The organism is Patulibacter medicamentivorans (assembly GCF_000240225.1).
In the GTDB taxonomy this organism is placed as follows: Bacteria; Actinomycetota; Thermoleophilia; order Solirubrobacterales; family Solirubrobacteraceae; genus Patulibacter; species Patulibacter medicamentivorans.
On sequence record NZ_AGUD01000193.1, the window covers coordinates 1 to 23,651 of the forward strand.

Annotated in this window: 15 protein-coding genes; 5 read left to right on the forward strand and 10 right to left on the reverse strand. The window is 74.8% G+C overall.

The features are described from left to right. Positions 1–246 precede the first annotated feature (246 nt). From PAI11_RS11575 to PAI11_RS11585, 3 genes are all read right to left on the reverse strand, one after another. Positions 247–1,995 carry a hypothetical protein gene (locus PAI11_RS11575; RefSeq protein ID WP_040599965.1) on the reverse strand — a complete coding sequence of 583 codons (1,749 nt, stop codon included), beginning with the start codon at positions 1,993–1,995 and terminating at the stop codon, positions 247–249. 171 nt (positions 1,996–2,166) lie between these two features. Beyond that, positions 2,167–3,891, reverse strand: a complete 1,725-nt coding sequence (locus tag PAI11_RS11580; RefSeq protein ID WP_040599966.1) for a hypothetical protein — start codon at positions 3,889–3,891, stop codon at positions 2,167–2,169. A gap of 306 nt (positions 3,892–4,197) precedes the next feature. Continuing rightward, complete coding sequence (locus tag PAI11_RS11585; protein WP_007574778.1) at positions 4,198–5,934, reverse strand: hypothetical protein; 1,737 nt, start codon at positions 5,932–5,934, stop codon at positions 4,198–4,200. Between the two features lie 440 nt (positions 5,935–6,374). On the opposite strand from PAI11_RS11585, the gene PAI11_RS11590 reads away from it, so the two are divergent. Genes PAI11_RS11590 through PAI11_RS27180 form a run of 3 tightly spaced genes read left to right on the forward strand, consistent with a single transcriptional unit; the run spans position 6,375 to position 11,328 of the window. Further along, complete coding sequence (locus PAI11_RS11590) at positions 6,375–8,150, forward strand: NHL repeat-containing protein (RefSeq protein ID WP_007574780.1); 1,776 nt, start codon at positions 6,375–6,377, stop codon at positions 8,148–8,150. A 2-nt stretch (positions 8,151–8,152) separates the two neighbouring features. Continuing rightward, complete coding sequence (locus PAI11_RS27175) at positions 8,153–10,060, forward strand: delta-60 repeat domain-containing protein (protein WP_007574783.1); 1,908 nt, start codon at positions 8,153–8,155, stop codon at positions 10,058–10,060. 35 nt (positions 10,061–10,095) lie between these two features. Next, a complete protein-coding gene (locus tag PAI11_RS27180; protein ID WP_007574785.1) occupies positions 10,096–11,328 on the forward strand; it encodes a class I SAM-dependent methyltransferase in 1,233 nt (410 codons plus the stop codon). Between the two features lie 4 nt (positions 11,329–11,332). Here the strand turns inward: PAI11_RS27180 and PAI11_RS11605 are convergent, their stop codons facing one another. From PAI11_RS11605 to PAI11_RS11620, 4 genes are read right to left on the reverse strand one after another with little or no spacing between them, the layout of a single operon-like run. Next, positions 11,333–12,157: a class I SAM-dependent methyltransferase gene (locus PAI11_RS11605; RefSeq protein ID WP_007574787.1), complete on the reverse strand. Its 825-nt coding sequence runs from the start codon at positions 12,155–12,157 to the stop codon at positions 11,333–11,335. Between the two features lie 59 nt (positions 12,158–12,216). After that, entirely contained in the window at positions 12,217–13,206 is a 990-nt protein-coding gene (locus PAI11_RS27185) for a class I SAM-dependent methyltransferase (RefSeq protein ID WP_007574789.1), read from the reverse strand. Next, positions 13,185–15,173, reverse strand: a complete 1,989-nt coding sequence (locus PAI11_RS11615; protein ID WP_007574791.1) for a glycosyltransferase — start codon at positions 15,171–15,173, stop codon at positions 13,185–13,187. Before PAI11_RS11615 ends, PAI11_RS27185 begins: the two co-directional genes overlap by 22 nt. Further along, positions 15,170–16,996 (reverse strand): glycosyltransferase family 2 protein, encoded by a 1,827-nt coding sequence (locus PAI11_RS11620; RefSeq protein WP_007574793.1) that lies wholly within the window; start codon positions 16,994–16,996, stop codon positions 15,170–15,172. Before PAI11_RS11620 ends, PAI11_RS11615 begins: the two co-directional genes overlap by 4 nt. A 95-nt stretch (positions 16,997–17,091) precedes the next feature. Here PAI11_RS11620 and PAI11_RS11625 point away from each other — a divergent pair, with 95 nt between their 5' ends. Beyond that, complete coding sequence (locus PAI11_RS11625; RefSeq protein ID WP_138974262.1) at positions 17,092–17,370, forward strand: hypothetical protein; 279 nt, start codon at positions 17,092–17,094, stop codon at positions 17,368–17,370. A gap of 16 nt (positions 17,371–17,386) precedes the next feature. On the opposite strand, the gene PAI11_RS11630 is transcribed toward PAI11_RS11625, so the two are convergent. Then, the gene (locus PAI11_RS11630) at positions 17,387–18,256 is read right to left on the reverse strand and encodes an ABC transporter permease (RefSeq protein WP_007574797.1); all 870 of its coding nucleotides are present in this window, start codon (positions 18,254–18,256) and stop codon (positions 17,387–17,389) included. Further along, complete coding sequence (locus tag PAI11_RS25445) at positions 18,256–19,461, reverse strand: ABC transporter ATP-binding protein (RefSeq protein ID WP_007574798.1); 1,206 nt, start codon at positions 19,459–19,461, stop codon at positions 18,256–18,258. The genes PAI11_RS11630 and PAI11_RS25445 overlap by 1 nt, the downstream gene beginning before the upstream one ends. Positions 19,462–19,565: 104 nt before the next feature. Between PAI11_RS25445 and PAI11_RS11640 the strand changes: the two genes are divergently transcribed. Then, on the forward strand, positions 19,566–21,731 hold the full coding sequence (locus PAI11_RS11640) for a rhamnosyltransferase WsaF family glycosyltransferase (RefSeq protein ID WP_007574800.1): 2,166 nt from the start codon (positions 19,566–19,568) through the stop codon (positions 21,729–21,731). Between the two features lie 7 nt (positions 21,732–21,738). Here the strand turns inward: PAI11_RS11640 and PAI11_RS11645 are convergent. Next, positions 21,739–23,651 (reverse strand): DUF2142 domain-containing protein (locus PAI11_RS11645; protein WP_138974266.1); only part of this gene is annotated, 1,913 nt, incomplete at its 5' end.

Genomic DNA, 23,651 nt, shown 5'->3' on the forward strand with positions numbered 1-23,651 from the left:
CCGAGCGTTGGAAGTCATGAAGGTCCTCCTTCGAGAGGCCTGATGTCTCTTCCGGCCGGGCGCCCGACCAAGGCATCCGCGCCGCACCCCGCAGCCAACCCAGTACGGCCGCAACGACGTGCGCCATTCAACCGTTCGAGCGGGAGCGCGTCAACGGCCGGTGAACGCTGTGCCGCGGGCGACACGGAGCGCGTGTCGGCGGGCCGACACAGGCGGAGGTCGCCGGATGACCTGCCGACCCCGTGATCAGCGGCGCTTCGCGGCCCCCGTCGGAGCCGCGACCCGCGTGACCCGGGTGCTGCGCGACCGCTGGGCGGCCCGCAGGAAGCGCACGATCACGCGGCTGTTGGCCCGCGCGCGGCGCGGGTCCCGGGTCGGACGCAGGGCCCGGCGGACGCTCGCCGGCAGCACGCCGACCGTCCGCACCGGGCGTCGCGTCAGCCGCGACCGGGGAGTCCCGACCGGCGCCACCGCGGCCGCCGTGGCGGCCGGGCTCAGCGCCTGGGCGACCGGCACCGCGTTGGCCGGGTCGAGCGCGCTCAGCGAGCCGCGGAACGGCACGCCGGTCAGCCCGCCGGCGTCGTAGCCGGCGATCTCCAGCGCGCGCGAGACGGCCACCTGCTGCGGCAGGAACTGCAGTCGCACGGTCTGCGGACCGGGTGCCCCGTCCGACCCCTGGCTGAGCACCGCCAGCGCTCCCGCCTGCACCAGGTCGCCGTTGCCGTCGATCAGCGAGAAGCCGGCCGGGTCGACCGACGGGATCGTCAGGCGGGTGTCGAGCGTGACGTCGACCTGCCCGTTGCCGCGGTCGAAGGTCACCGCCGTCGCGTCGGGGGCGCTCGTCCAGCCGTCGGCGAAGGCACCGACGTTGCCCCCGGTCGCCGTCGCACCGCCGGCGGCGGCGGTCCCGTTGCCGTCGCGGACCGCCCCGGGCAGCGTCGCCGCCTGGACGTAGTGCTCCTGGGCGCGGGACGGGTGCGGGTGGTTGACGCGGACCGTGTAGCCGTCCGCGGTGACCACCGCCGAGCTGCCGGGGACCGGGACCCCGGTCGCGGTGTAGGCCAGGAACGACGCCGCGATCGGGCTGTTGACCGGCTTGTCGTAGTGGTAGTCGATCGAGGTCGCCCCGGCCGACGGGTCGACCTCGGCCGAGAGCAGGTCGGGCAGCGCCGTCGCCCCGCCCTGCCCGGCGACCACCGCCTGGCTCGGCAGGTTCGGGTTGCCGTGGTCGGCGGCCTGGACGGCGCCGACGCCGACGTTGGCCCGCACCGCCTTCGTCACCAGCGCGTCGCCCGGGGGCGAGCCGAAGCGAACGGCGACCTCGTAGTCGCTGGCCGACGCCAGGGCGCCCGCGGCCTCGGTCTGCCCGTCGACCCGCAGGAAGCGGAACTGCCCGGGCACGACGCTGCCGCGATCGATCCGCTGATCGAAGGTGAAGATCAGGACGTTGGCGTTCAGGTTCGACTCGTCGACCCGCACCCCGACCAGGTCCGGGCCGGTGGTGTGGCCGCGGGTCCCGGAGCGACCGTCGGCGCCGTCGACCGCGGTCGAGTCGACGCGGTTGGGCTGGTTGCCGTCGAACGCCCGCACCGCGCCGGCGTCGACGACCGCGTAGGTGACCTGCGAGAGGTCCGGATCGCTGCTGGCGTAGCGCAGCTCGACGACGTTCGGGCGGGTCCCGACGACCGATGCCGCGTCGGCGACCGGCAGCTGCTGGCTGGAGGCGTAGCCCCCGAGCCGGAAGTCGGACGCGTTCACGGCGTTGCCGGCGAGCGGCTCGTCGAAGACGAAGAAGACCACCCGGTCCGGTCCGCTGCGGCCGACGCTGACCGATCGCAGGTCCGGGACGTGGGCGTAGTCGCTGCGGTTGGCGCCGCCGAGCGCGGCGGTGGCCGGCGCCGCCCCGGCGACGGACGCCATCAGCGCGGCGATCGCGACGATCGCCCAGCGGGACCGGTAGCCGCGGGCTAGTTCGAACGGGCGATGCGCAGGCACGGCGTGAACGGTGCCACAGCTGCCGGGTCGACCGGCGGGCGGCCCCGTGCAGCCCACGACGACGAACGAGATCGACCACCGCTCGAAGCCGGTGGTCGATCTCGCGCGCGTCGCTCACGCGGCGGCCGGGCGCTCCGATCGGGCGGAGCGCCTGGCCGATGGAACGGGTGGTCAGCCCTTCTTGGCGGCCTTCTTGACCGCGACCTTCTTGACCTTGCCCTTGGCGCCGGACTTCAGGAACGCCCGGACGACCTTGGCGTTGGCCTGCGCCTGCTTGGTGCTCTTGGCCGGCTTGAGGGCCTTCCGGACCTTCGCCGGCAGCACGCCCTGGGTCTTCAGCGGGCGCAGCTTGAACGCCGACTTCGGGGTCCCGACCGGGGCGATCGCCGCCGCCGAGGCCCGGGCCGCCAGCGACTGCGCGACCGGGATCGCGTTGGCGCCGTCGGTGTTGAAGTTCGAGCCGGTGAACGGGGTGCCGAGCAGGCCGCCCGCGTTGTAGCCGTTGATCTCGACCGCCGAGGCGACCGCGACCTGGCTGGGCAGGAACTGCAGGCGGATCGTCTGGGCACCCGGGGCGCCGTTGGAGCCCTGGCTGACGACCGACGCGCCCGGCGTCGGGATCACGTCGCCGTTGTCGTCGATCAGCGAGAACTGCGCCGCGACGACGGACGGAACGGTCAGGCGGGCGTCGAGCGTGATGTCGACCTGGCCGTTGGCCTTGTTGAACGTCGCCGAGGTGGCGTCCGGGGCCGAGGTCCAGCCGGTCGACGCCGCGCCGGCGTTGCCGCCGATCGGGGCCGAGTCGTCGAGGACCGGCACCGCGTTGACGTTGCGGACGGCGCCGAAGCGGTTGACCGCCTGGACGAAGTGCTCCTGCGACCCGTTGCTCGGGTTCGGGAAGTTCACCGTCACCGACTTGCCGTCGGCGTGGATGACCGCGCTGGTGCCGGCGACGGTCGCGCCGGCGGCCGTGCGGACCTCGAACAGGTTGGCGACCGGGCTGTTGACCGGCTCGTCGTAGCTGTAGGTGACCGAGGTCGACCCGCCGTTGAGGACCAGCTCGGCCGCCAGCAGGTCGGGACGGGCCGTCGACTTGCTCTTGCCCGCCACCGCGACGACGCCCGGCGTGTTCGGGTTGGCGTAGTTCTTGGACTGCACGCCGAAGTCGGCGACCTGGCCCTCGACGGCCTCGGTCACCAGGTGGTCGTTCGGCAGCGACGGGAACCGCACGGCGACCTCGTAGTCGCTGGCGGACGCCGACACGCCGGCGCCCGAGACCGTCGTCCCGTCCTGCTTGATGAAGCGGAAGTTGGCCGCGACGACCGCGCCGGTGTCGATCTTCTGATCGAAGGTGTAGATCAGGACGTTGGCGTTCAGGTTCGACTCGTCGACCCGCACGCCGGTCAGCTCCGGGCCGACCGAGTGGCCGCGCGTGCCCGACTGGCCCTTGGCGCCCGTGACCGACGTCGAGTCGACGCGGTTGGGCTGGTTGCCGTTGAACGCCCGGACCGCGCCGCCGTTGACGACGCCGTAGGTCGTCTCGTCGAAGTCCGGGTCGTTGGACGTCCAGCGCAGCTCGACCGTGTTCGGCTTGCTGCCGACGACCGACGCCGCGTCCGCGGTCGGGATCCGCTGGCTCGAGGCGTAGCCGCCGAGCGTGAACTGCGCCGGGTTGATGGCGTTGGTCGCGAGCGGCTCGTCGAAGGTGAACCAGGCGACCTTGTCCGGACCGGACTCGCCGAACGTCACCGAACGCAGGTCCGGCACGTGGTTGTAGCTGGCCGGGTTGGCGCTGCCGAGGGCAGCGGAGGCGGGAGCGGCGGCCGCGAGCGAGACGGCGAGCACGCCGCCGGCGATCGTGGCACGGCGCGCGAGGCGCCGAGAGTGCTGAGTCATGGAGGGTCTCCTTCGAGGCCTGGTGTGTCGTTTCCGACCCGCTCGGCCTGACCAAGGCGGCGAGTCGCACCCCGCGGCCACCGCAGGGCGGCCGCACAGAAGCTGCAAGGAAAGACGGTCGCCGTGGGAGCGACAACCGGGGGCCACCCCAAGGAGACCCCCAACGTCGACGTTCCGCATCGCCCGTGACCACCAGGGGAACGCGAAGCGCCGCGGTCGAGACGACCGCGGCGCGTACCTGCGGCCGCCGGGAGGGCGGCCGCCGGGCCCGGCGCGCGATCAGCGCGCAGGACCTGGGAGCGTGAGCTACCTGCCGGCCTTCTTGGCGGCCTTCTTGACCGAGACGACCTTGACCTTGGGCGTGCTCAGCGCGTAGGCCTTGAGGACCTTGGCGTTGGCGCGCGCCCGCTTGGCGCTCTTGGTCGGCTTCAGGGCCTTGCGGATCTTGGCCGGGAGGACCGCCACCGTCTTCGGACGGCGCAGCTTGAACGCCGACTTCGGGGTGCCGACCGGAGCGATCGCCGCCGCCGACGCCGACGCCGACAGCGACTGCGCGACCGGGACCGAGTTCGGCGCGTCGATGCCGCCCAGCGAGGCGAAGAACGGCACGCCGAGCAGGCCGCCCGCGTTCCAGCCGTTGATCTCGATCGCCGAGGCGACCGCGACCTGGTTGGGCAGGAACTGCAGGCGGATCGTCTGCGGACCCGGGGCGCCGTTGGAGCCCTGGCTCACGACCGACGCGGCACCCGCGACGATCAGATCGCCGTTGTTGTCGATCAGGCTGAACTGCGTCGGATCGACCGACGGGATCGTCAGGCGCGTGTCGAGCGTCACGTCGACCTGGCCGTTGCTCTTGTTGAACGTCGCCGACGTCGCGTCGGGCGCCGACGTCCAACCGGTCGCCAGCGCACCCGCGTTGCCGCCGATCGGCGCCGAGTCGCCGAAGAGCGGGACGTTGTTGGCGTTCAGGACCGCGCCGCCGAACAGGATCCCCTGGACGAAGTGCTCCTGCGACTGGTTGGCGATCGGGTTCGGGTAGTTCGCCGTGATCGACTTGCCGTCCGCGTTGACGACGGCCGACGTCGCGGTGACGAACTTGCCGGTCGAGGTGCGGGCGTTGATCAGGCCCGCGATCGGGTTGTGGACCGGCTCGTCGAAGTTGAACGTGATCGACGTCGAGCCGCCGCTGGAGCCGAGCTCGGCCGACAGCAGGTCCGGCATCGCCGTCGACTTGCTCTTGCCGGCCACCGCGAGCACCGTCACGGCCGCCTGGTGGTCGGCGTCCGAGGCGTAGTTCTTGGCGAACGTGCCGCTGCCGACGTTGACGAAGCCGTTGACCGCCTCCGTCACCAGGCTGTCGCCCGGCAGCGACGGGAAGCGGACCGCGACCTCGTAGTCGCTCAGCGACGCGATCGAGGCACCGGCGACGCTGGCGCCGTCCTGCTTGAGGAAGCCGTAGGCGCCGGCGACGACCGGGCCCTTGATCTTCTGGTCGAAGGTGTAGATCAGGACGTTGGCGTTGAGGTTCGACTCGTCGACCCGCACGCCGACCAGGTCCGGCGCCACGGAGTGCCCGCGCGTCCCGTCCTGGCCCTTGGCGCCCGTCACCGACGTCGAGTCGACGCGGTTGGGCTGGTTGCCGTTGAACGCCCGGACCGCACCGGCGTTGACGACGCCGTAGGTGGTCTCGTCGAAGTCCGGCGAGGTCGACGTCCAGCGCAGCTCGACGGTGTTCGGCTTGGTGCCGACGACCGAGGCCGCGTTGGCGGTCGGGAGGCGGTCGGACGAGGCGTAGCCGCCGAGCGTGAACTGCGCCGGGTCGATCGCGTTGCTGGCCAGGTTCTCGTCGAACGTGAACCAGGCGATCTTGTCCGGACCGCTGGACCCGAAGGTCACCGAGCGCAGGTCCGGGACGTGGTTGTAGTTGGCGGGGTTCGCCCCACCGAGAGCAGCCGACGCCGGAGCGGCCGCGGCGAGCGTGACGGCGAGGACGCCGCCGGTGATCGCGGCGCGCTTGGCGCGACGCGTGGTCTTCTGACCCATGTCGGTCTCCCTTTGAGACACCGGTGTCGTGATCGATCTCAGGGCGGCCTGACCGGACCGCTCCCCACCCCCGAAGGCTCCGACACCGGTGAGCCCCGAGACACGCAACGGCCACGACGTGACCTGTTCCCCTTGCGCAGGGTGACTGTCTCACGTCGACGGGCGACCCGCGCCGCCAAGACGCCCGGTTCACGGCATGGACACCACTCCTGACGCCTCGGCTACGTCGGCTACGTCGGTTGGACGACAGAGCCGACGCCCGCCGAACGACCGCTTGCGGGCCTGCGGGGAACCGCGTCGTGGCTCGCCGACCATCGGATAGCCTGGGTCCAGTCCGTCCCGGTGGGGTGCCGGGATCTCCCAGGGTCAAGGAGCGGATCATGTCCACTCGTCGTTGCCTCGCTTCGCGAGGTCGTTCGCGCCGTCTGGCGCAGTTCACCATGCTCGCCGCCAGCGGCGCGCTCGTCCTCGCCAGCGCCGCGTCCGCCGCGCCGCTCGGGCAGCTCGACGGCGGGTTCGCCGCCGGCAGCCCGGCCGGTCCGGGGATCGCCCGGTTCCAGGACGGAACCCGGATCGCGGCGGTCGCCGTCGGGCCCGACGGCAAGGCCGTCGTGGTCGGCAGCTCGGGGCCGGCGGGCAGCTCGCAGCTGTTCGTCGCGCGCCTCAACGCCGACGGATCCCCCGACGGGTCGTTCGCGGCCGAGCTGCCGACCCCGAGCCAGGCCGTCGGCGACGCGACCTCGCTCGAGGGGACCGGGGTCGCGCTCTTCGCCAACGGCAAGCTGGTGATCTCCGCGACCGCTCGCGCCGCGGGCCTGCCCGACGGCATGGTGGCGGTCAAGCTGAACGCCGACGGCAAGCGCGACACGAGCTTCGACGGGGACGGCGTCCAGGCCGTCCGAGCCGGCTTCAACGGCCAGGGCGAGGCCAACGCGGTCGCGATCGCCCCCGGCGGCGGGATCGTCCTCGGCGGCAGCTCCGTCAACGACCAGACCGATCCGAGCCCCGGCGCCACGGTGGCCCGGCTGACCAGCGCCGGAGCACCGGACGGCGGCCTCGGCGGCGGGGTGCGGGTCGCCCCCGGCCCGTCGCGGATCGCCGCGCTGCGCGTCCAGGCCGACGGGCGGATCGTCGCGGTCGGCTCGCAGCAGATCGGGCAGCCGACGCTCGGCCTGGCCGTCCGCGTCAACGCCGACGGCAGCCCCGACGGGACGTTCCGCGGATCGGGCACGCTGCTGGAGCAGTACGCGGTCGGCGCCGCCTTCTCCTCGCTCAACGACGTCACGCTGCTCGGCGACGGGCGGATCGCGGCCGCCGGCGCGGCGCGGCAGGGCGGATCGGTCGGCGCGCTGTCGCTGGCGATCCGGTTGCAGGCGGGCGGCGCCTACGACGCGTTCGGGGCCGGCGGCAAGGCCTACCGCAACGCCTCCGACGGCGAGAACTTCCCGCCCAACGTGCCGATGCCGGGCGGCTACGGGATCGCGGTCGACGGCGCGCACGCCTACGTCGGCGGGACCTACGACCTCGGCATCTCGCGGCTCTCGATCGCCGCGCTCGACGGCAACGGCGGCCTCGACGGCGGATTCGGCGCCGGCGGCGAGACCAAGACCGGCGTGCAGGGCTCGAACTCGACGGCGGTCCGGGGGACCGGCGTCGCGCTGGGCGCCGCCGGGGTCTACGTCGCGGGCACCGCGACCGTGCCCGCGGGGACCCAGACCTACGGCGTCCTGGCGCGCTACGGGGCCTACCCCTACAGCCCGCCCGCGCTGCCGGACGAGCAGGGCCACGTGACGCCGCCGCCCCCGCCCGGACCGCTCGGCCCGCGGATGTCGAGCCTGAAGCTGACGCCGCGGACGTTCACCGCGAGGACCAAGGCGAAGCTGACGTTCCTGCTCGCCGCGCCCGGCTCCGTCAAGTACTACGTCGAGAAGGCCACCACCGGCCGCCTGATCGCGACCGGCACCGGCAAGGCGCGCAAGACGACCTGCATCAAGCAGACCGCGCAGAACGCGCGCAAGAAGCGCTGCGTCCGCTACGCGCCGCTGCCGGGCAGCCGGACGATCAAGGCCAAGAAGGGGCAGAACACGTTGACGCTGACCCGCAAGGTGGTCACGAAGGTGCTCGGCCGCGGCGACTACCGGCTGCAGCTCCAGGCGACCGACGCCAAGGGCCAGAAGGGCAACAAGCTGACCATGCAGTTCAAGGTCCGGCCGTAGCCGTGTCGCTCCGTCGCGCGCTCCTCGCCACCGCGCTGCCGCTGCTGGCCCTGCCGGCGGCGGCCGGCGCGGCGCTCCCCGGCACACCGGCCCCGGGGACGCCCGGGTCGCTGGTGTCGTCGTTCGGCGCCGCCGCGCCGCCGCAGACCGCCGGCGTCGTGCTCGGCCCGCCCGACACCGCGTTCTCGGCGGTCGCGGTCCAGGGCGACGGCTTCCTGGTCGCCGGCTACGAGGGCTCGGCCAGCGCGCCGCGCCTGATCGTCGCCCGCTACCGCGCCGACGGCCAGCTCGACCCGGGCTTCGGCGCGGGCGGCATCGCCCGCGGCCCGGCGTCGTTCACCGGCGCGGCGGCCGGGGCGACCGGCTCCTACGCCAGCGGCGTCGCCGTCCAGCGCGACGGCAGGATCGTCGTCGGCGGGGGGCTGCGGCAGGGCAACGCGGCCTTCGGCCTGCTGGCCGAGCGGTTCTCCGCCGACGGGCACCTGGACGGCGGCTACGGCAACGGCGGGGTCGCGGTGGCGCTGCCCGGCAGCGGGACCGCCGGGGCGGCGATGACGCTGGCGCCCGGCGACCAGGTCGTCGTCGCCGGCGAGAGCCTCCTCTCCGACAGCTCCGCCGCGGCGACCGTCGCGCGCTGGACCACGAGCGGCCAGCCGGACACGAGCTTCGACGGCGACGGTGCCTGGCAGCTGCCGCGGCAGCCCGGCACCCAGGCGTCGACCGCCGCCGCGGTCGCGGCGCAGGCCGACGGGCGGATCGTCTACGCCGGCTCGCTGATCGACAACTACGGCGCGTCGAGCGCCGCGACCGGGCGCCTCGGCCCGACCGGCGCGCCCGAGAGCGGCTACGGCGGCGGTCCCTACGCGCGACCCGAGGGCGGCGCCGCGTTCTCGGCCGCCGCTGCTGTCGCGATCGCCGCCGACGGCCGCGTCGTCACCGCCGGCCAGGCGGGGTACCTCAGCAGCGCCGAGTGGTTCGCCAGCATCGGCGGCGCCGTCACCTGGGGCGCCTCGGCCCGGCCCGAGGCGACCGCGCTGCGCTACCCGCTGCCCGGAGCGATGGCCCTGCTCGCGACGCCGCGCACCGTCTACGTCGGCGGGACCGCCGAGGGCAGCCAGTACCGGGTGATGTCGCTGACCGCGCTCGACGTGGCCAGCGGCCTGCCGCTGGCCGGCTTCGGCGCGCCGCTCGGGCCGTCGTTCCCGAGCTTCCCGTCGGGACCGGGCACCACCTACGCGTTCGTCAACGGCAACAGCGACACGCCGACCAGCGGCCCCGGCAGCAGCCTGCGCGCGCTGGCCCGCACCGCCGACGGCCAGTACGTGGTCGGCGCCGGCGTCTCCGGCAGCTTCCTCGGCGGCTCGCCGACCCCGGGGACGACCCGCGGCGTCGTCGCGCTCTACCGCGCGGTCCCCGAGCCGGCGACCGGTGGCGGCGACGGCGGTGGGGGCGGCACCGGCGGAGGAGGCGGAGGGGGCGGCGACGGCGGTGGCGGTGGCGCGGCGGCGGCCGCCCCGCGGATGTCGAAGCTGACGCTGACGCCGCGGATCCTGCGGCGCCGCACGCGGGCGAAGCTCGGCTTCCTGCTCTCCGATCCCGCCACCGTCAGGTACGACGTCGAGAAGGCCGTCGTCGGCCGGACGCGGGTCACCGGCACGGGCGGCAAGCGGACCACCACCTGCGTCCGGCGGACCAGGCGCAACGCACGGGCCAAGCGCTGCACCCGCTACGCCCCGCTGCCCGGCAGCAGGACGATCGCGGCCGGCAAGGGCCGGACCACGCTGACGCTGACCCGCAAGCCGATCGCGAAGCTGCTGGCCCGCGGCCACTACCGCCTGCGGCTCCAGGCCACCGACGCCGCGGGGCGGAAGGGCAACAAGCTCACCGTCCGATTCGAGGTCCGGCCCTGACCGGGGCGCGGCCCGCCGCCGGTAGGCTGCGCGCGGTGAGCGACGAGCGCTTCGGTCCCGAGCACCCGGAGTGGAGCGCCCGCCTGCGCAACGCGCGCGACCACCTGCTGCCGTGGATCGCGCGGACGGTCCCGCTGGGCGGTGCGACGGTGCTGGAGTACGGGTGCGGGCAGGGCGCGGTCAGCTGCGCCTTCGCCCCGCTGGTCGGCCGCCACATCGGCGTCGACATCGACGCCGAGGCGGTCGCCCAGGCGCGCTTCCGGGCCGCGCGACGGGGCCTCGAGAACGTCGACCTGCGGGTGGTCCCGGCGACCGAGATCGTCGACCACGTGCGGGCGATCGGCGAGCGGATCGACGTGGTCCTGCTCTACGCCGTGGTCGAGCACCTGACGCTCGACGAGCGGCTCGCGGTCCTGGCCGCCGCCCGCGACGTCGTCGCTCCCGACGGCCACGTCGTCGTCGCCGAGCTGCCGAACCGCCTGACGCCGGTCGACCACCACAGCGCCCAGATGGCCTACGTCGACGCGCTGCCGGACGACGTCCTGGTCCGCTACGCCGACCGCTCCGGCCGCCGGGAGTTCGCCGACGCGATCGCCGAGGCCGTGGCCGAGGGCCCCGACGCCGCACGGCTGGCCGCGGCGCGCTGGGGCCGCGGCGTCTCGTTCCACGAGTTCGAGCTGGTCTTCGGCGATCTCGCCGAGCGCACCGTCGCCTCGGGCTACGCCGCCGAGCTCTATCCGGCCCGGCCGGTGCGGCTCGAGGAGCTGCAGCTGCAGGCCTCGTTCGACGCCTGGCGTCCCGACCTGCCGCCGGCCTGGTCGCGCAGCTGGATCGACACGATCCTCGCCGCCCGTCCCGTCGCCGACCGCCCGCCGCTCGTGCGCCCGTGGCGGATGCGGATCGATCGCGACGCCGCCGGGGCCGCCTGGATGCGCGACGACGGCCGGCTGGTGCTCGCGCCCGGGGTCCGCTTCCCGCTCCGGTTCCCGGTCGCGACCTCCGAGCTGCACGTCGGCTTCGTCGCCGCCACCGATCCCGCCCACGCGCTGCAGGTGCACGTGGATGGGCGGACGCTGCCGGCGCCCGCGGTGCCCAACCACGTCGGCATCCCGCCCTGGCACGCCGCGCTGGCGCTGCCCCGCCCGAGCGAGCAGGTCGAGGTCTCGCTGGTCGGCGGCGGCGAGCTGACCTTCGTCGGCTATGCCGCGGCCTGCGGCGCGGCGACCGGGGTCGGCGACCCCGGCGCCTCGCGGCACCACGGCTGGTAGCCGCTCAGCGGCGCGACGCCAGCCGCTTGGCCAGCCGCAGCGGCGCCGTCAGCCTCCAGCTCGGCGAGGCCATCAGCGCCTGCCACAGCGCGCGGTGGTGCTCGATCTCGCCGTCGCGCTCGGCGACCTGCCGCTCGAGCGCGGCGATCCGCGCGTTGGCGGCCTCCAGCGCCGGGGTCGGCGGGCCGCCCGCCGCGATCGCGTCGCGCGCCAGCGCCAGCACCTGGCCACCGTGGTGGCGCTCGCGCTGGACCGGGCCCGGCTGGAAGTACGCCGGTCGCGTGGCGTCGACGACGATCAGCCCGAGGCCGTACCAGAGCTCGCCGGGGAAGCGCTCCGCGCCGAGGTGCCCGGGGACGAAGTCGAGGTCGACGTGGGCGACCTTCGGCCAGGCCCCGTAGGCGACCGCGTCGAGGCCCGCGCGGACCGTCTCGTTGCCGCTGTCGTGGGCGACGATGACCGTGCGCGAGATCGCCGGCGACGCCAGCAGGTCCTCGACGTCGCGCCGCACGCCCTCGGCGGAGTGGTCGCCGTCGACGAGCACGAAGTCGACGTTGCGGCCCGCCTGCGCCAGCTCCGCCAGCAGCCGCGGCAGCAGCTCGTGCGAGTCGCCGCCGTGGAGCGTGACGTTGTCCGGCAGGTCCAGCTGCGGGGCCACGAGGTCGAACGAGTGGACCTCGGTGCTGCGGGCGGCGATCCGGCGCAGGCTCGCGCCCTCGGCGGTCCCGATCTCGATCGCCAGCGACGGCTCGACGACCGCCAGCAGGCCCTCGATCGCGGCCCGCTCGCCGTAGGACATCTGCCAGACCTGGTCCGCGAAGAGCTCCATCCGGCCCGGGACGCTACCCGGCCGCCGGCGACGGCGCGGCGCCCGGCGCGCGGCCGCCGTCAGTCGAAGCGATGGCCGGAGAGCCGCGCGGCCAGGCGCGTCAGCCGGCTGTGGCGGACGACGACCCAGGCACGTCGGTGCTCGTCGCGCTCGCGCCGCGCCTCGGCCAGCTCGCGCTCCAGCCGCGCGATCCGCTCGCCGCTCGCCGCGCCGTCGCCGTGGTCGTCGGCGCGATCGGCCGCCGCCGCCCGGAACCGTCCCAGGCGCTCGCGGGTGAGCCGCATGTTCGTGGCCTGCAGGTCGCGATTGGCCCGCTCGAGCCCGCGCATGTAGCGATGGTTGACGGGGGCCACGGCCAGGTGCAGCGCGGCGTCGCCGACGCCCAGCAGCTCGCCGGCGTCGAGGCCGGCGAGGATCAGGAAGTGGTTGGCCCAGTCGAGGTCCTGCTCCCCCGTGAGCCGCACCCGCGCGTCGACCACGTCGGTCTCGGCGGACCGGATCACGCTGCCCTCGGCATGGGTCTGGAACGCCAGCGTCGCACCGGGGATCCGGTCGGCCAGCGCCCGCGCGCCGGCCGGGTCGAAGTCGGTCAGGTGGAAGTCGTTCTCCTCGCCGAAGGTCCCGCTGTTGGGGACCGACGCCAGCAGCGCCGCGCCGCCCTCGACCAGCCGCCCGAGCTCGTCCGCGACCAGCTCGACCTGCGGCAGGTGCTCGAGGCCCTCGAAGCAGACGACGAGGTCGAAGCGCCCGGCCTCGACGGAGCGCAGGAAGCGCAGCGCGTCGGCCGTCACGAACTCGACGTTCTCGATCCCGGACCGGATCGCGGCGGCGCGGCCGGCGTCGGTCGCGGCGGCGTCGCGATCGACGGCCACGACGGACTCCGCGGCGGCGGCCAGGATCGCGCTCCCGTAGCCGACCCCGCAGCAGAGGTCGAGCACGCGGCGGCCGGCGGCGGCGCGCGCGGTCAGCTCGTAGCGGTGGCGGTGCTCGGCCGCGATCAGCGTGTCGGCGCTGACGGCCTCCAGGCTCAGGCGCTCGTGGACGTCCACGTCATCTCCTCCTCGGCGATCTGCGCTTCCATCTCGGCCCGCAGCCGCGTCTCGTGCACGTCGCCGACCGTCCGCAGCATCGAGTCCTCGCGGACCCGGTAGCGCCACAGCCGCTCGGGGATCACGCGCCCGTGCAGCCCGGCCCGGTGCAGCAGCCGGTAGAGCGCCCAGTCCTCGAAGCTGGTCAGGTCCGGCGGGTAGCGGAAGCGGTCGAACAGGCGCCGGCGCAGGACCGCCGTGCCGTCGCCGGCGACGTTGCGCTCCTCGACCAGCGGCGACCAGTTGCCCAGCGGCTGGTAGCCGACGTTCGGCTCCGGCAGGGCGGCGCCGTGCTCGTCGACGTAGCGGTTCCAGCTGCTGACGTAGTGGACGTCGGGCTCGGTCTCGAGGATCGCGACCGCCCGCGCCACGAACTCGGGCTCCAGCAGGTTGTCGGCGTCGAGCGGCAGCACGTAGCGCCCGCGGCTCTGGCCGATCCCGAAGTTGCGGGCGGCCGCGAGACCGCGGTTGGGCTGGGAGAGCACCGTCAGCGGGTAGCGCGTGGCCAGCTCGGCGAGCACCCCGTCGTCGGGCCCGAACGAGCCGTCGTCGATCAGCAGGACCTCGATCCGCCGGTAGCTCTGGGCGAACGCGGAGTCGACCGTCTCGGTCACGAACCGGTGCATCCGGTGGTAGGGGATCACGATCGAGACCAGCGGATCGGGCTCGCCGGCGGGCCGCGCGACACGGCCGAGGATCGCCCGCGGGCGTGCCAGCAGCCGCTCGTACTCGCCGCGGATCGCGTCGGCGTCGGTCAGCGCGGCGACGTGGTCGCGCAGGGCCGCGCCGCCGCGCAGGGCGCGAGCACGGGCGGGCTCCAGCACCAGCGGCTCGAGCGTCGCGCGCAGCGCCTCCTCGCCGGTCGCCGGGACCCGCCACCCGGTCCGGCCGTCGACCACCATCTCGGTCAGCCCGCCGACGGGCGGCGCGACCAGCGGCAGGCCGGCGAGCATCCCCTCGAGCGCGACGTAGGGCCAGCACTCCCAGCGCGACGGCAGCACCAGCAGGTCGTGCTCGGCCATCGCCTGCGGCAGTTGCTCGCGACGGACCGCGTCGAGGAAGCGGATCCGGCCGTCGCCGGCGACGCCGCGCTCGAGCACCCGCCGCATCGACGCTCCGCGCGGGCCCGTCGCGGTGTCGGCCCCCAGCAGCGACAGCGACCAGTCGCCGCCGATCGCCGCGACCGCCTCCACCAGGTCCTCGACGCCCTTGCGCCGCTCGAGCCGGCCGACGTAGAGCATCCGCAGCGGCCCGTCGGGGGCCGGCCCCGGATCGGTCGGCTCCGCCGCCAGCGGATGCCGCACGCGGACGGCCGGCGCGAGCCGGTCGCCGTACCAGCGGCGGTAGGTGCCCAGGACGTCGCCGCCGCCGTGCAGCAGGACGTCGGCCTGCTCCAGCGTCCGGCGCTCGATCTGGCGCGTCAGCCGGGGATCGAAGAGCGCCGTCTGGTGCCCGTTGAGGACGTCGCAGATCTCGACGCTGGTGTGCAGCCGCACGGCGATCAGGGTCTCGGCCAGCAGTGGGTCGCCGGCGCGCCGGGCCTCGACGGTGCAGAAGCCCTCGCCGAGGTAGTCGCAGAACTCGACCAGGTCGGGGCCGCGGTCGGGGAACCCGGCCCGGAGGACCTCCAGCACCCGCGCGGCGTAGAGCTGCATGTGGGCGTAGAAGCCGCCCAGCTCGTCCGGCTCCGGCACCGGGACCCAGAGGATCCGCGCCCCGCCGTGGTCCAGCCGCGGATCGCCGGCCGCCGCCAGCGCGTCGTGCTCCGGCTTCAGCCAGTCGGCGACCAGCAGCGTGACGTCGGCGATCGGCTGCAGCGCCCGGGCGGTCTCGGCGACGTAGGCCCCGATCCCCCCGCCCCCGAACGGGCCGTGGAACGGCAGCAGCTCGCGGGTCGCGAGCACGACCTGTGGACGACCGGCGCTCACGCGAAGAGCCCGGGGTGCCGCTCGATCATCTCGGCGAACGGGCGGACGTAGGAGAGGTGGAAGTCGTCGCTCATCGCCCCGGCCCGGATCCGGTAGCCGGCGACCGGCTGCGGCACCCAGGCACCGCGCAGGTCGCGCTCGACGAACCGGCACCAGAGGTCCCAGTCCTCGAACCCGGGGACCGACAGCTGCTCGGTGTAGCCGCCGGCCTCGCGCAGCGCGGCGGTCCGCACGAGCGCCAGGGCGTCGACGTAGTTGCCGTACCGGAAGCGCTCCGGCTGCCACGGGTGGCGGCCGCGCAGCCCGACCGGACCGCCGGCGTCGAACTCCTGCAGGATCCCGTAGGCGAGCGCGGCCCCGGGGTCCGCGACGAGCGCGTCGTGGAGCCGCTGGAGGCCGAGCGGCCAGAGCAGGTTGTCGGCGTCGAGCGGCAGGACCAACTCCCCGCGCGCGAGCTCGAGACCGGTGTTGCGGGCCGCGCCGAGGCCGCGGTTGATCGCGTGGCGGGCGAGCACGACGGCGACGCCCTGCCGCTCGGCCGCCCACTCGCGCACGATCTCGGACTCGCGCTCGTGGGAGCCGTCGTCGACGACGATCACCTCGACCGCGACCGGCGGATCGCGGTCGACCAGCGGCTGGATCGCCGCCGCGGCGGCGTCGAGAGTCTCGCGGAGGGTGGCCGCGGCCTGGAAGCAGGGGACGATCAGGCTGATGGTCGGCGGCGTCGCCCGCTCGCCGGTCAGCCGCTCGACGGCCGTCGCCCGGTCGTCGCCGTCGCCGGAGCGCTCGATGCGGGCGACCCGCCGCTCGAGCTGCTGGAGCCCCGTCAGGACCCGCTGGATGCCGGCGCGCAGGTGGGCGTCGGGCTCGGCCTGAGCGGCCCGCAGGTGCTCGACCAGGGGCCGCGGCGACGGCGGCCGGTGCGGGGCCGGCAGCGGGCCGCGCTCGACCGGGAGCGGTCGCTCCAGCACCCGGCGGCCGAGATCGGCCAGCGTCTCGCCCATCCGCGACAGCGGCCACGCGTCGGCGAGCGCCTGCGCCAGCGCCGCCGCCCGCTCGGCCGCCCACGACGGCCGCGCCGCCAGCTCCGCGGCGCGCCACAGCAGCGTCTCGGCCGGCGCCCGCAGCACCAGCTCGCGGGCGGCCTCCGGCAGGCCGGTGACGGCCCGCTCGGTGATCGGCAGCGCGCCCTGCTCGGCCGCCACGACGATCTCGATCGGATGCTCGGACCACTGCTCGTCGTCGGCCAGGTCGGCGAAGATCACCGCTCGCCCGAGCAGCTCCGGAAGCGACGGCGGTGCGCCGACGCCGTCGCCGTCGACGAAGCGGTGCTCGCAGGGCAGGGCGTCGAGCCGCGGCGCCGCCAGCGCCAGCAGCCGCAACCGCCGCCGGGCCTCGGAGCCGCAGGTCGCCACCGCCACCGGGCGCGGGCCGTCCGCCGGGCCACCGGTCGTCCCGATCGGGACCGCCGCCACCGGCACGTCGAGCTCCAGCTCCGCGACCTCGGCCGCGCGCGGGTCGACCAGCGCCAGGCCGCCGCTGACCGCGCCGCGCGCCAGGTCCTCGATCAGCGCCTCGGAGCCGTAGGCCGCGGTCGAGAGCACGATCGACCGTCCCAGCCCGTCGCCGTCGGCGGTCGGCGGCAGCCAGGTCGCCGGCTCGACGAGCAGCCGCACGACGTCCTCGCCCGCCGGCTCGTGGACCGTCGGCTGATCGGCCTGGACGGCGGTGACCGCGACCGCGGCGAGCGCCCGCTCGGCCCGCTCGGCGAGATCGCGACCGCGGGCGTCCAGCCCCGGACCAGTGACGACCTCGAACCGCACGCCGCGCAGTCTACGGGCCGTCGTCGGGCCCCCGACCCACCCCTGCCGGCCACCCGTGGATCGACGGTCGCCCGGGCGAGCGCTAGGGTTGCGGCATGGGTCATGGACGGTTGGATGGGGTCACATCCGCCGGTCCGCCGCTCGCGGAGGTCGAACGCGAGCTGCTGTCGATGCGCGACGAGCTGCTCCTGGTCAGGGCCGAGCGTCGCGCGTGGGAGCTGGAGCGGATGCGGTGGGATCGGGAGCGGATCGCGCTGCGCGAGGCGGTGGCACGCCTGGAGCGCGTCGAGCGCGTCTACCAGGCGGTGGTCTCGTCGCTCAGCTGGCGGATCACCGCCCCGCTGCGGGCCTTGAAGCGCGGCCTCGCGCACTGAGCGCGGCCGCGCTCGCCTAGAGCAGCTCCGCCGCGACGGTCGCCTGGCGGTTGAAGTACCAGAGCCCGAACGCGAACAGGCCGACGATCAGCCCCAGCGGCACGAGCGCCTGCGGCCAACCGCCGAGCGCCGTGATCCCGCCGGGGGCGTGGGGATCGACGATCAGGTAGCGGACGCCCTCCATGATCCCGGTCAGCGGGTTGAACTCGAGGATGTTGCGGATCTTGTCCGGCGGCTTCTCGATCGTGTAGAGCACCGGCGAGGCGTAGAACAGCGCCTGCGAGACGACGCCCCAGACCGGCAGCACGTCGCGGTACTTGACGAACGCCCCGGCCAGGATCATCGAGACGCCGACGGTCAGCATCACCAGCGGGATCAGCGCCAGCGGCAAGAGCAGCCAGGTCCAGCGGATCGGCACGCCGTTGGCCAGCACGAAGACGAAGACCGCGACCAGGTTGACCGCCAGGTTCAGCAACGACGTGCCGACGACGGAGAGCGGGATCACCATCCGCGGGAACTGCATCTTGCGGACCAGGTTCTCGCGCGCGACCACCGATTGGACGGCGTTCGACGTCGCCTCGACGAAGAACTGGAACAGCATGATGTTCATCAGCAGCAGCGCCGGGTAGTGCGTGATGCCCTGCCCCAGCTTGACGATCTGCGTGAACATCACGTAGTAGACGCCGAACATCATCAGCGGCCGCATCAGCGTCCACAGGTAGCCCAGCGCCGACCCGAAGTAGGTCAGGCGGAACTCGGTGACCGCGACGGTCCAGGTCAGCGACCAGAAGCGGGTCCAGCCGCCGCCGAGGGCCGAGGGGCCCTTCATCTCGCGCAGCGGCGCCGGCTCGTCGGCCGAGATCGGGGGCTCCAGCTCGAGCTTCATCAGACGCGCTCCCGCTCGACGCCGGTGATCCGGACGGTGGTCGGCGGCTGCACGAGCCCGACGACGCCGCGGTCCGCCGAGTGGACGACCAGCTCGGCCGCGTTGCGGGCGTCGACCACGATCTCGGTCTCGGCCGAGCCCTGGGTCAGCAGCACCCCGAGGTCGTAGTGCCCGTCGGCGAGGGTCAGGTCCCACTCGGTCTCGATCCGCAGCCGGCGACCGGCCTCCAGCGCGCCGTGGTCGTAGAGCTCGACGCGGGCGCCGGTGAGGACGTTGTGCTCGGCGTCGCGGAGCTGGACGACGAGCGTCGGGTGCTCGATCGTCTGGGTCGCCTCGACCGTGACCGTGGTCCGCAGCCGCTCGCCGCTGGCGAGGCTGGAGACCGGCAGCTGCTTGGCGTCCTCGAACCGCGCGTCGACCAGCGCCCGGCCCTCGGCGTCGGCGGCGGCCTCCTCGGCCCCCGCCGGCCCGGCGAAGTTCGCCGCCAGGTACGCGTGCCCGACCTCGGCCGGGTCGCCGATCATCTGGATCCGCCCGTCCTGGAGGAACATCGCGCGGTGGCAGAAGCGCTCGACCGCGGACATGTCGTGGGTCACGAGGATGATCGTGCGGCCCTCGTCGCGCAGCCGGTAGAAGACGTCGAGGCACTTCTGCTGGAACGACGCGTCGCCGACCGCCAGGACCTCGTCGATCAGCAGCACGTCGGCCGACGCCTGGACCATCACGGCGAACGCCAGCCGCACCTGCATGCCGGAGCTGTAGTTCTTCAGCTTCAGGTCGAGGAAGTCGCCCAGCTCGGCGAACTCGATCACCTCGTCGAAGCGCCGCCGGGCCTCGCGAGTCGAGAGGCCCATCATCACGCCGTTGATCACGACGTTGTCGAGCGCGGTCAGGTCGGGGTTGAAGCCGACGCCCAGCTCGATGAACGGGGCCAGCCGGCCGGCGACCTGGATCCGCCCGCGCTCCGGCCGGTAGATCCCGGCCATGCACTTCAGCAACGTGCTCTTGCCGGAGCCGTTGCGCCCGACGATCCCGAAGAACTCGCCGCGACCGATCTCGAACGAGATGTCCTTGAGGACGTGGTACTCGCGGTAGTCCGTCGAGCGGAACGGGTGCAGCGCGCGCTCCTTGAGCGTGTTCACGTGCTGCTTGGGAATCCGGAACGTCTTGTCGAGGTCCTGGACGACGAGCGCAGGCTCAGCCACAGCCGGACAGGGTAGACGTCCGGGGCCCCGACCATGCCGGCGAGTGGCGCCGCGCCCAGCCGGAGCAGCGCAGCGTACAGCGCACGAGCGGTAGCGTGCCCGGGGTGGATTCCCCCGTCCCAGGCCCCACCACCGCGATCGTCATCCCCGTCAAGAACGGGATGCCCCTGCTCGAGGAGGTGCTCGCCGCCGCCGCGTCCCAGGGGGCGGACGAGCTGCTGGTGATCGACTCGGGCTCGACCGACGGCTCGGTCGACGCGGCCCGCGCGGCGGGCTTCGAGGTCCTGGAGATCGCGCCGGAGACCTTCGGGCACGGGCGGACGCGCAACCTCGCCGTCCAGCGGACCACCGCCGACATCGTCGCCTTCCTGACCCAGGACGCGACGCCGCTGCCCGGCTGGCTGCAGGCCTACGTCGAGGCGTTCGCCGTCGACGCGCGGATCGCCGCCGCCTACGGGCCGCACCTCCCGCGCCCCGACACCAGCCCGATGATCGCGCGCGAGCTGACCGACTTCTTCGGGCCGATGTCGCCCGACGGCCGCGTCCAGGTCCAGGAGCGCGCGGACTGGCCCGGCTGGCAGGTCGGGTTCCTCTCCAACGCCAACGCCGCCTACCGGCGCAGCGCGCTCGAGCAGATCCCGTTCCGGGACGTCGAGTACGCCGAGGACCAGGCCTTCGCCCGCGACGCCTTCGACGGCGGCTGGTTCAAGGCCTACCAGCCGCGGGCGGGCGTGCTGCACGCCCACGACTACCCGTGGCTGTCGTTCATGCGCCGCTACTTCGACGAGTACCGCGGCCTGCACGAGACCACCGGCTACCGGATGTCCTTCTACCCGGCCGGCATCGCCCGCGACGCGCTGGTCGAGGCGCGCGCCGACGCGCAGTGGCTGAAGGAGCGGGGCGTCGGCGTCGGCACCCGCCGTCGCTGGATGCTGCGGGCTCTGCGCCACCACGCCGGGCGGCGCCTCGCGGGCGTCGCCGGGAGCCGCGCCCACAAGCTGCCGGCGCCGGTGCGCCGGCTGGTCTCGCTCGAGGGACGGGACGGGGTCGGGGACGGCGGGCCGACGCCCCCCGCCGAGACGCCGGCCGACGAGGTCTCCGCCGTCGTCGCGACCCGGCGGATCGAGCCCGGCGCCTACGCCGAGCCGTACGCGGTCGTCGCCGAGGTCGAGACCCGCGGCGTCGAGCCGCTGGACCCGGCCTGGCGCCCCGCCGACGAGGGCGGCCCGCTCGAGATCGCGATCGTCGTTCCCGGCTTCCGGCCCGGCAGCGGCGGCCACGCGACGATCTTCACCCTGATCGAGCAGCTGGAGCGGTTCGGGCACCGCTGCTCGATCTGGCTGCACGATCCGTTCGGCATGCACCTGCGCCAGTCGCCGGCCGACGTCCGCGACGACATCCGCACGCACTTCCGCCACCTGGAGGCCTCGGTCCACGTCGGCTTCGGCGAGTGGCGCGGGGCCAACGTGGTGCTGGCGACCGGCTGGGACACCGTCTACGCCTCGCTGCGGCTGGATCGCACCGGGGCCCGCGCCTACCTCGTCCAGGACCACGAGCCGGAGTTCTTCCCGACGTCGGCCGAGCGGCTGTGGGCGGAGCGCACCTACGGCTTCGGCCTGCACCCGATCTGCGCCAGCCGCTGGCTGGCCGAGCTGGTGGTCGACCAGCACGGCGGGGGCGCGTCCTGGTTCGACCTCGGCGTCGACCACGAGATCTACCACGAGCATCCCGAGGTCGAGCGGCGGACCGACACGATCGCCTTCTACGGGCGGACCGTGACCCCGCGCCGGGCGGGGCCGCTGGCGACGATGGCCCTGACCGAGCTGGCGCGCCGCCGCAACGACGTGCGGATCGTGTCGTTCGGCTGGTCGTCGCCACTCGGGCTGACGGTCGCCCACCAGCACGCCGGCGTGCTGCGGCCGCAGGAGCTGTCCAAGCTCTACGCCGAGTCGACGGTCGGCCTGACGCTGTCGCTGACGAACTACTCGCTGGTCCCGCAGGAGATGCTCGCCTGCGGCCTGCCGTGCGTCGACGTGGCCGGCTTCAGCAGCGAGGTGGCCTACGGCGGCGCGCCGCCGCTCGACCTGGCCGAGGCGACCGTCCCGGCGCTCGCCGACGCGCTCGAGCGGCTGCTGAGCGACCGCGAGCACTGGCGCAGGCGCTCGGCCGAGGGCCTGGCCTTCGTCCGCCAGCACACCTGGGAGAACGCCGCGCGCAAGGTCGAGGCGGGCCTGCGCGAGGCGCTCGCCACCCAGCGGGTCGAGGCCTGAGCGGCGGTCAGCCGAAGTAGCGGGTCACGGTGATCGCCCACGCGGCGGCCGCCCAGAGACCGACGGTCGAGACGGCCGCGACGCCGACGACCGGCAGCGCGCGGCGGCCGATCCCGCGCAGCGCGGCGACGACGACCAGCACCGCCACCGGCAGCGCCGGCAGCAGGTAGCGCGCCTGCTGGAACGCCGGACCGCCGGTGAGCCGCGAGTGGTAGTCGATCCGGCCGATGATCAGGGCCAGGGCGATCGTCGTCAGGGCCGCGCCGAGCAGCAGCGGGCCGTGCCGGGCCGCCAGCGACCGCCAGCCGCCGTCGCCGGCCAGCCGCCGGAGGCCGCGGAGCGCCACCGCCAGGACGACCAGCGCGAGCGCCGCCGCGAACGCCCGGACCGGCGCCGGGAACCCGTAGTCGAGGACGCCGAAGCGGCCCACGAGCCCGTCCGCCCAGACCGACCAGATCGGCTCGCCCGGGTGCTCGTCGGCCAGGAACGGCAGCCGCGGCAGGAACAGCTGCCACGTCGAGTTGAGCGAGCCGAGCAGGTCGCCGCCGGTGGCCGCGCCGGCGCTGCGCCCCTCGACGGCGTCCCCGAGCACGCCCGGGATCAGCGACCGGCCGCTGGCGAGGGCGGCCGCCGCGTAGGCGACGGCCGGGACCGCGGCGGCGACGACCCCGGTCGTGGCCGCGGCTCGCACCGTCGCCCGCTCGCCGCTCCGCCACTGGCGCACGAGGGCGCCGATCACGATCGCCAGGACGCCGGGCACGAGGGCCAGCGCCGTCAGCTTGGTCAGGACCGCCAGCGCCAGCAGCGCCGCGGCCAGCGCCACGGCCCCGGGCGTGGGACGTCGCCAGCAGCGGGCGGCGGCCGCGAACGCCCAGAGCGAGAGCGCGGCCATCGCCACGTCGGGCGTGACGCCGCCGGCCAGGAAGCCCAGGAGCGGGAAGAGCGCCACGCCCAGCCCCGCGATCAGCGCCCAGCGTGGACGGGCCGGCGCCAGCTGCCGCACCAACGCGACGGCGCCGAGCGCGGCGACCGCCATCCACAGCCCCGAGAGCAGGCGGATCCGCGCCAGCTGGTCGAGCGCGTCGCCGCCGCCGAGCGCCGCCGGCGCGACGCTCAGGTAGTAGAGCGGCGGCTGGTCGGTGGCGTTGGTGTGGACGTCGGGCACGTCGCTGCCGGCCCGGCCGACCTCGTCCCGGATCCGACGGCCCTCGGCGGCGGTCCACGGCGGCTTCAGGGCCGGGTGGAACTGGACGGAGGTGGTGTGCAGCAGCGCCGTCGCGCGCTCCTGGCCCGGGGAGCCCCACGGCGGCGCGTCGAGCCGCCCCTCGGGCAGCTCGCCGTGGTCGGCGACGTAGGCGACGTACTGGTAGTGCGAGACCTCGTCGGGCACCTGGAAGACCGGCAGCAGGGCGGCCCAGGTCCAGGCGTGCAGCAGGCCGACGAGTGCGACGGCCGCCCACGTCCGGCGTCGCGGCCGCCAGCGCTCGTCCGCCAGCGCGCGCACGGCCAGGCCGATCGCCAGGCCGATCGCCGCGATCCCGAGCAGCGCCGGGCCCCAGCCGCCGAGGGCGTACAGCGGCTGGCCCTTGGCCTCGGCGCTGCGCCCGAGCATCGTGCCCAGCTGCGAGAGCCAGGTCTGGGGCTCGCGGCCGACCAGCCGCAGCGCCGGCGTGCCGGGCGTGCCCCGGAGCACGACGGGCGCGGCCTGCTCGCTGATGACGCAGACCTGCGCCGGGCGGCCGCCTGTGCCGCCGCGCGGCAGCGCCAGGCGGACGACGTCGCCGTTGCGCGCGACCGTCTCGACCGGCCCCTGGAGGACCCGGGTGGGCGTCCGGACCTCGATCCGACCGCGGAAGCTGGCGGGGCCGCCGGCCCCCAGCCGCAGCTCCGCGCGACCGCCCGCCGCCGGCACGCCGGGGA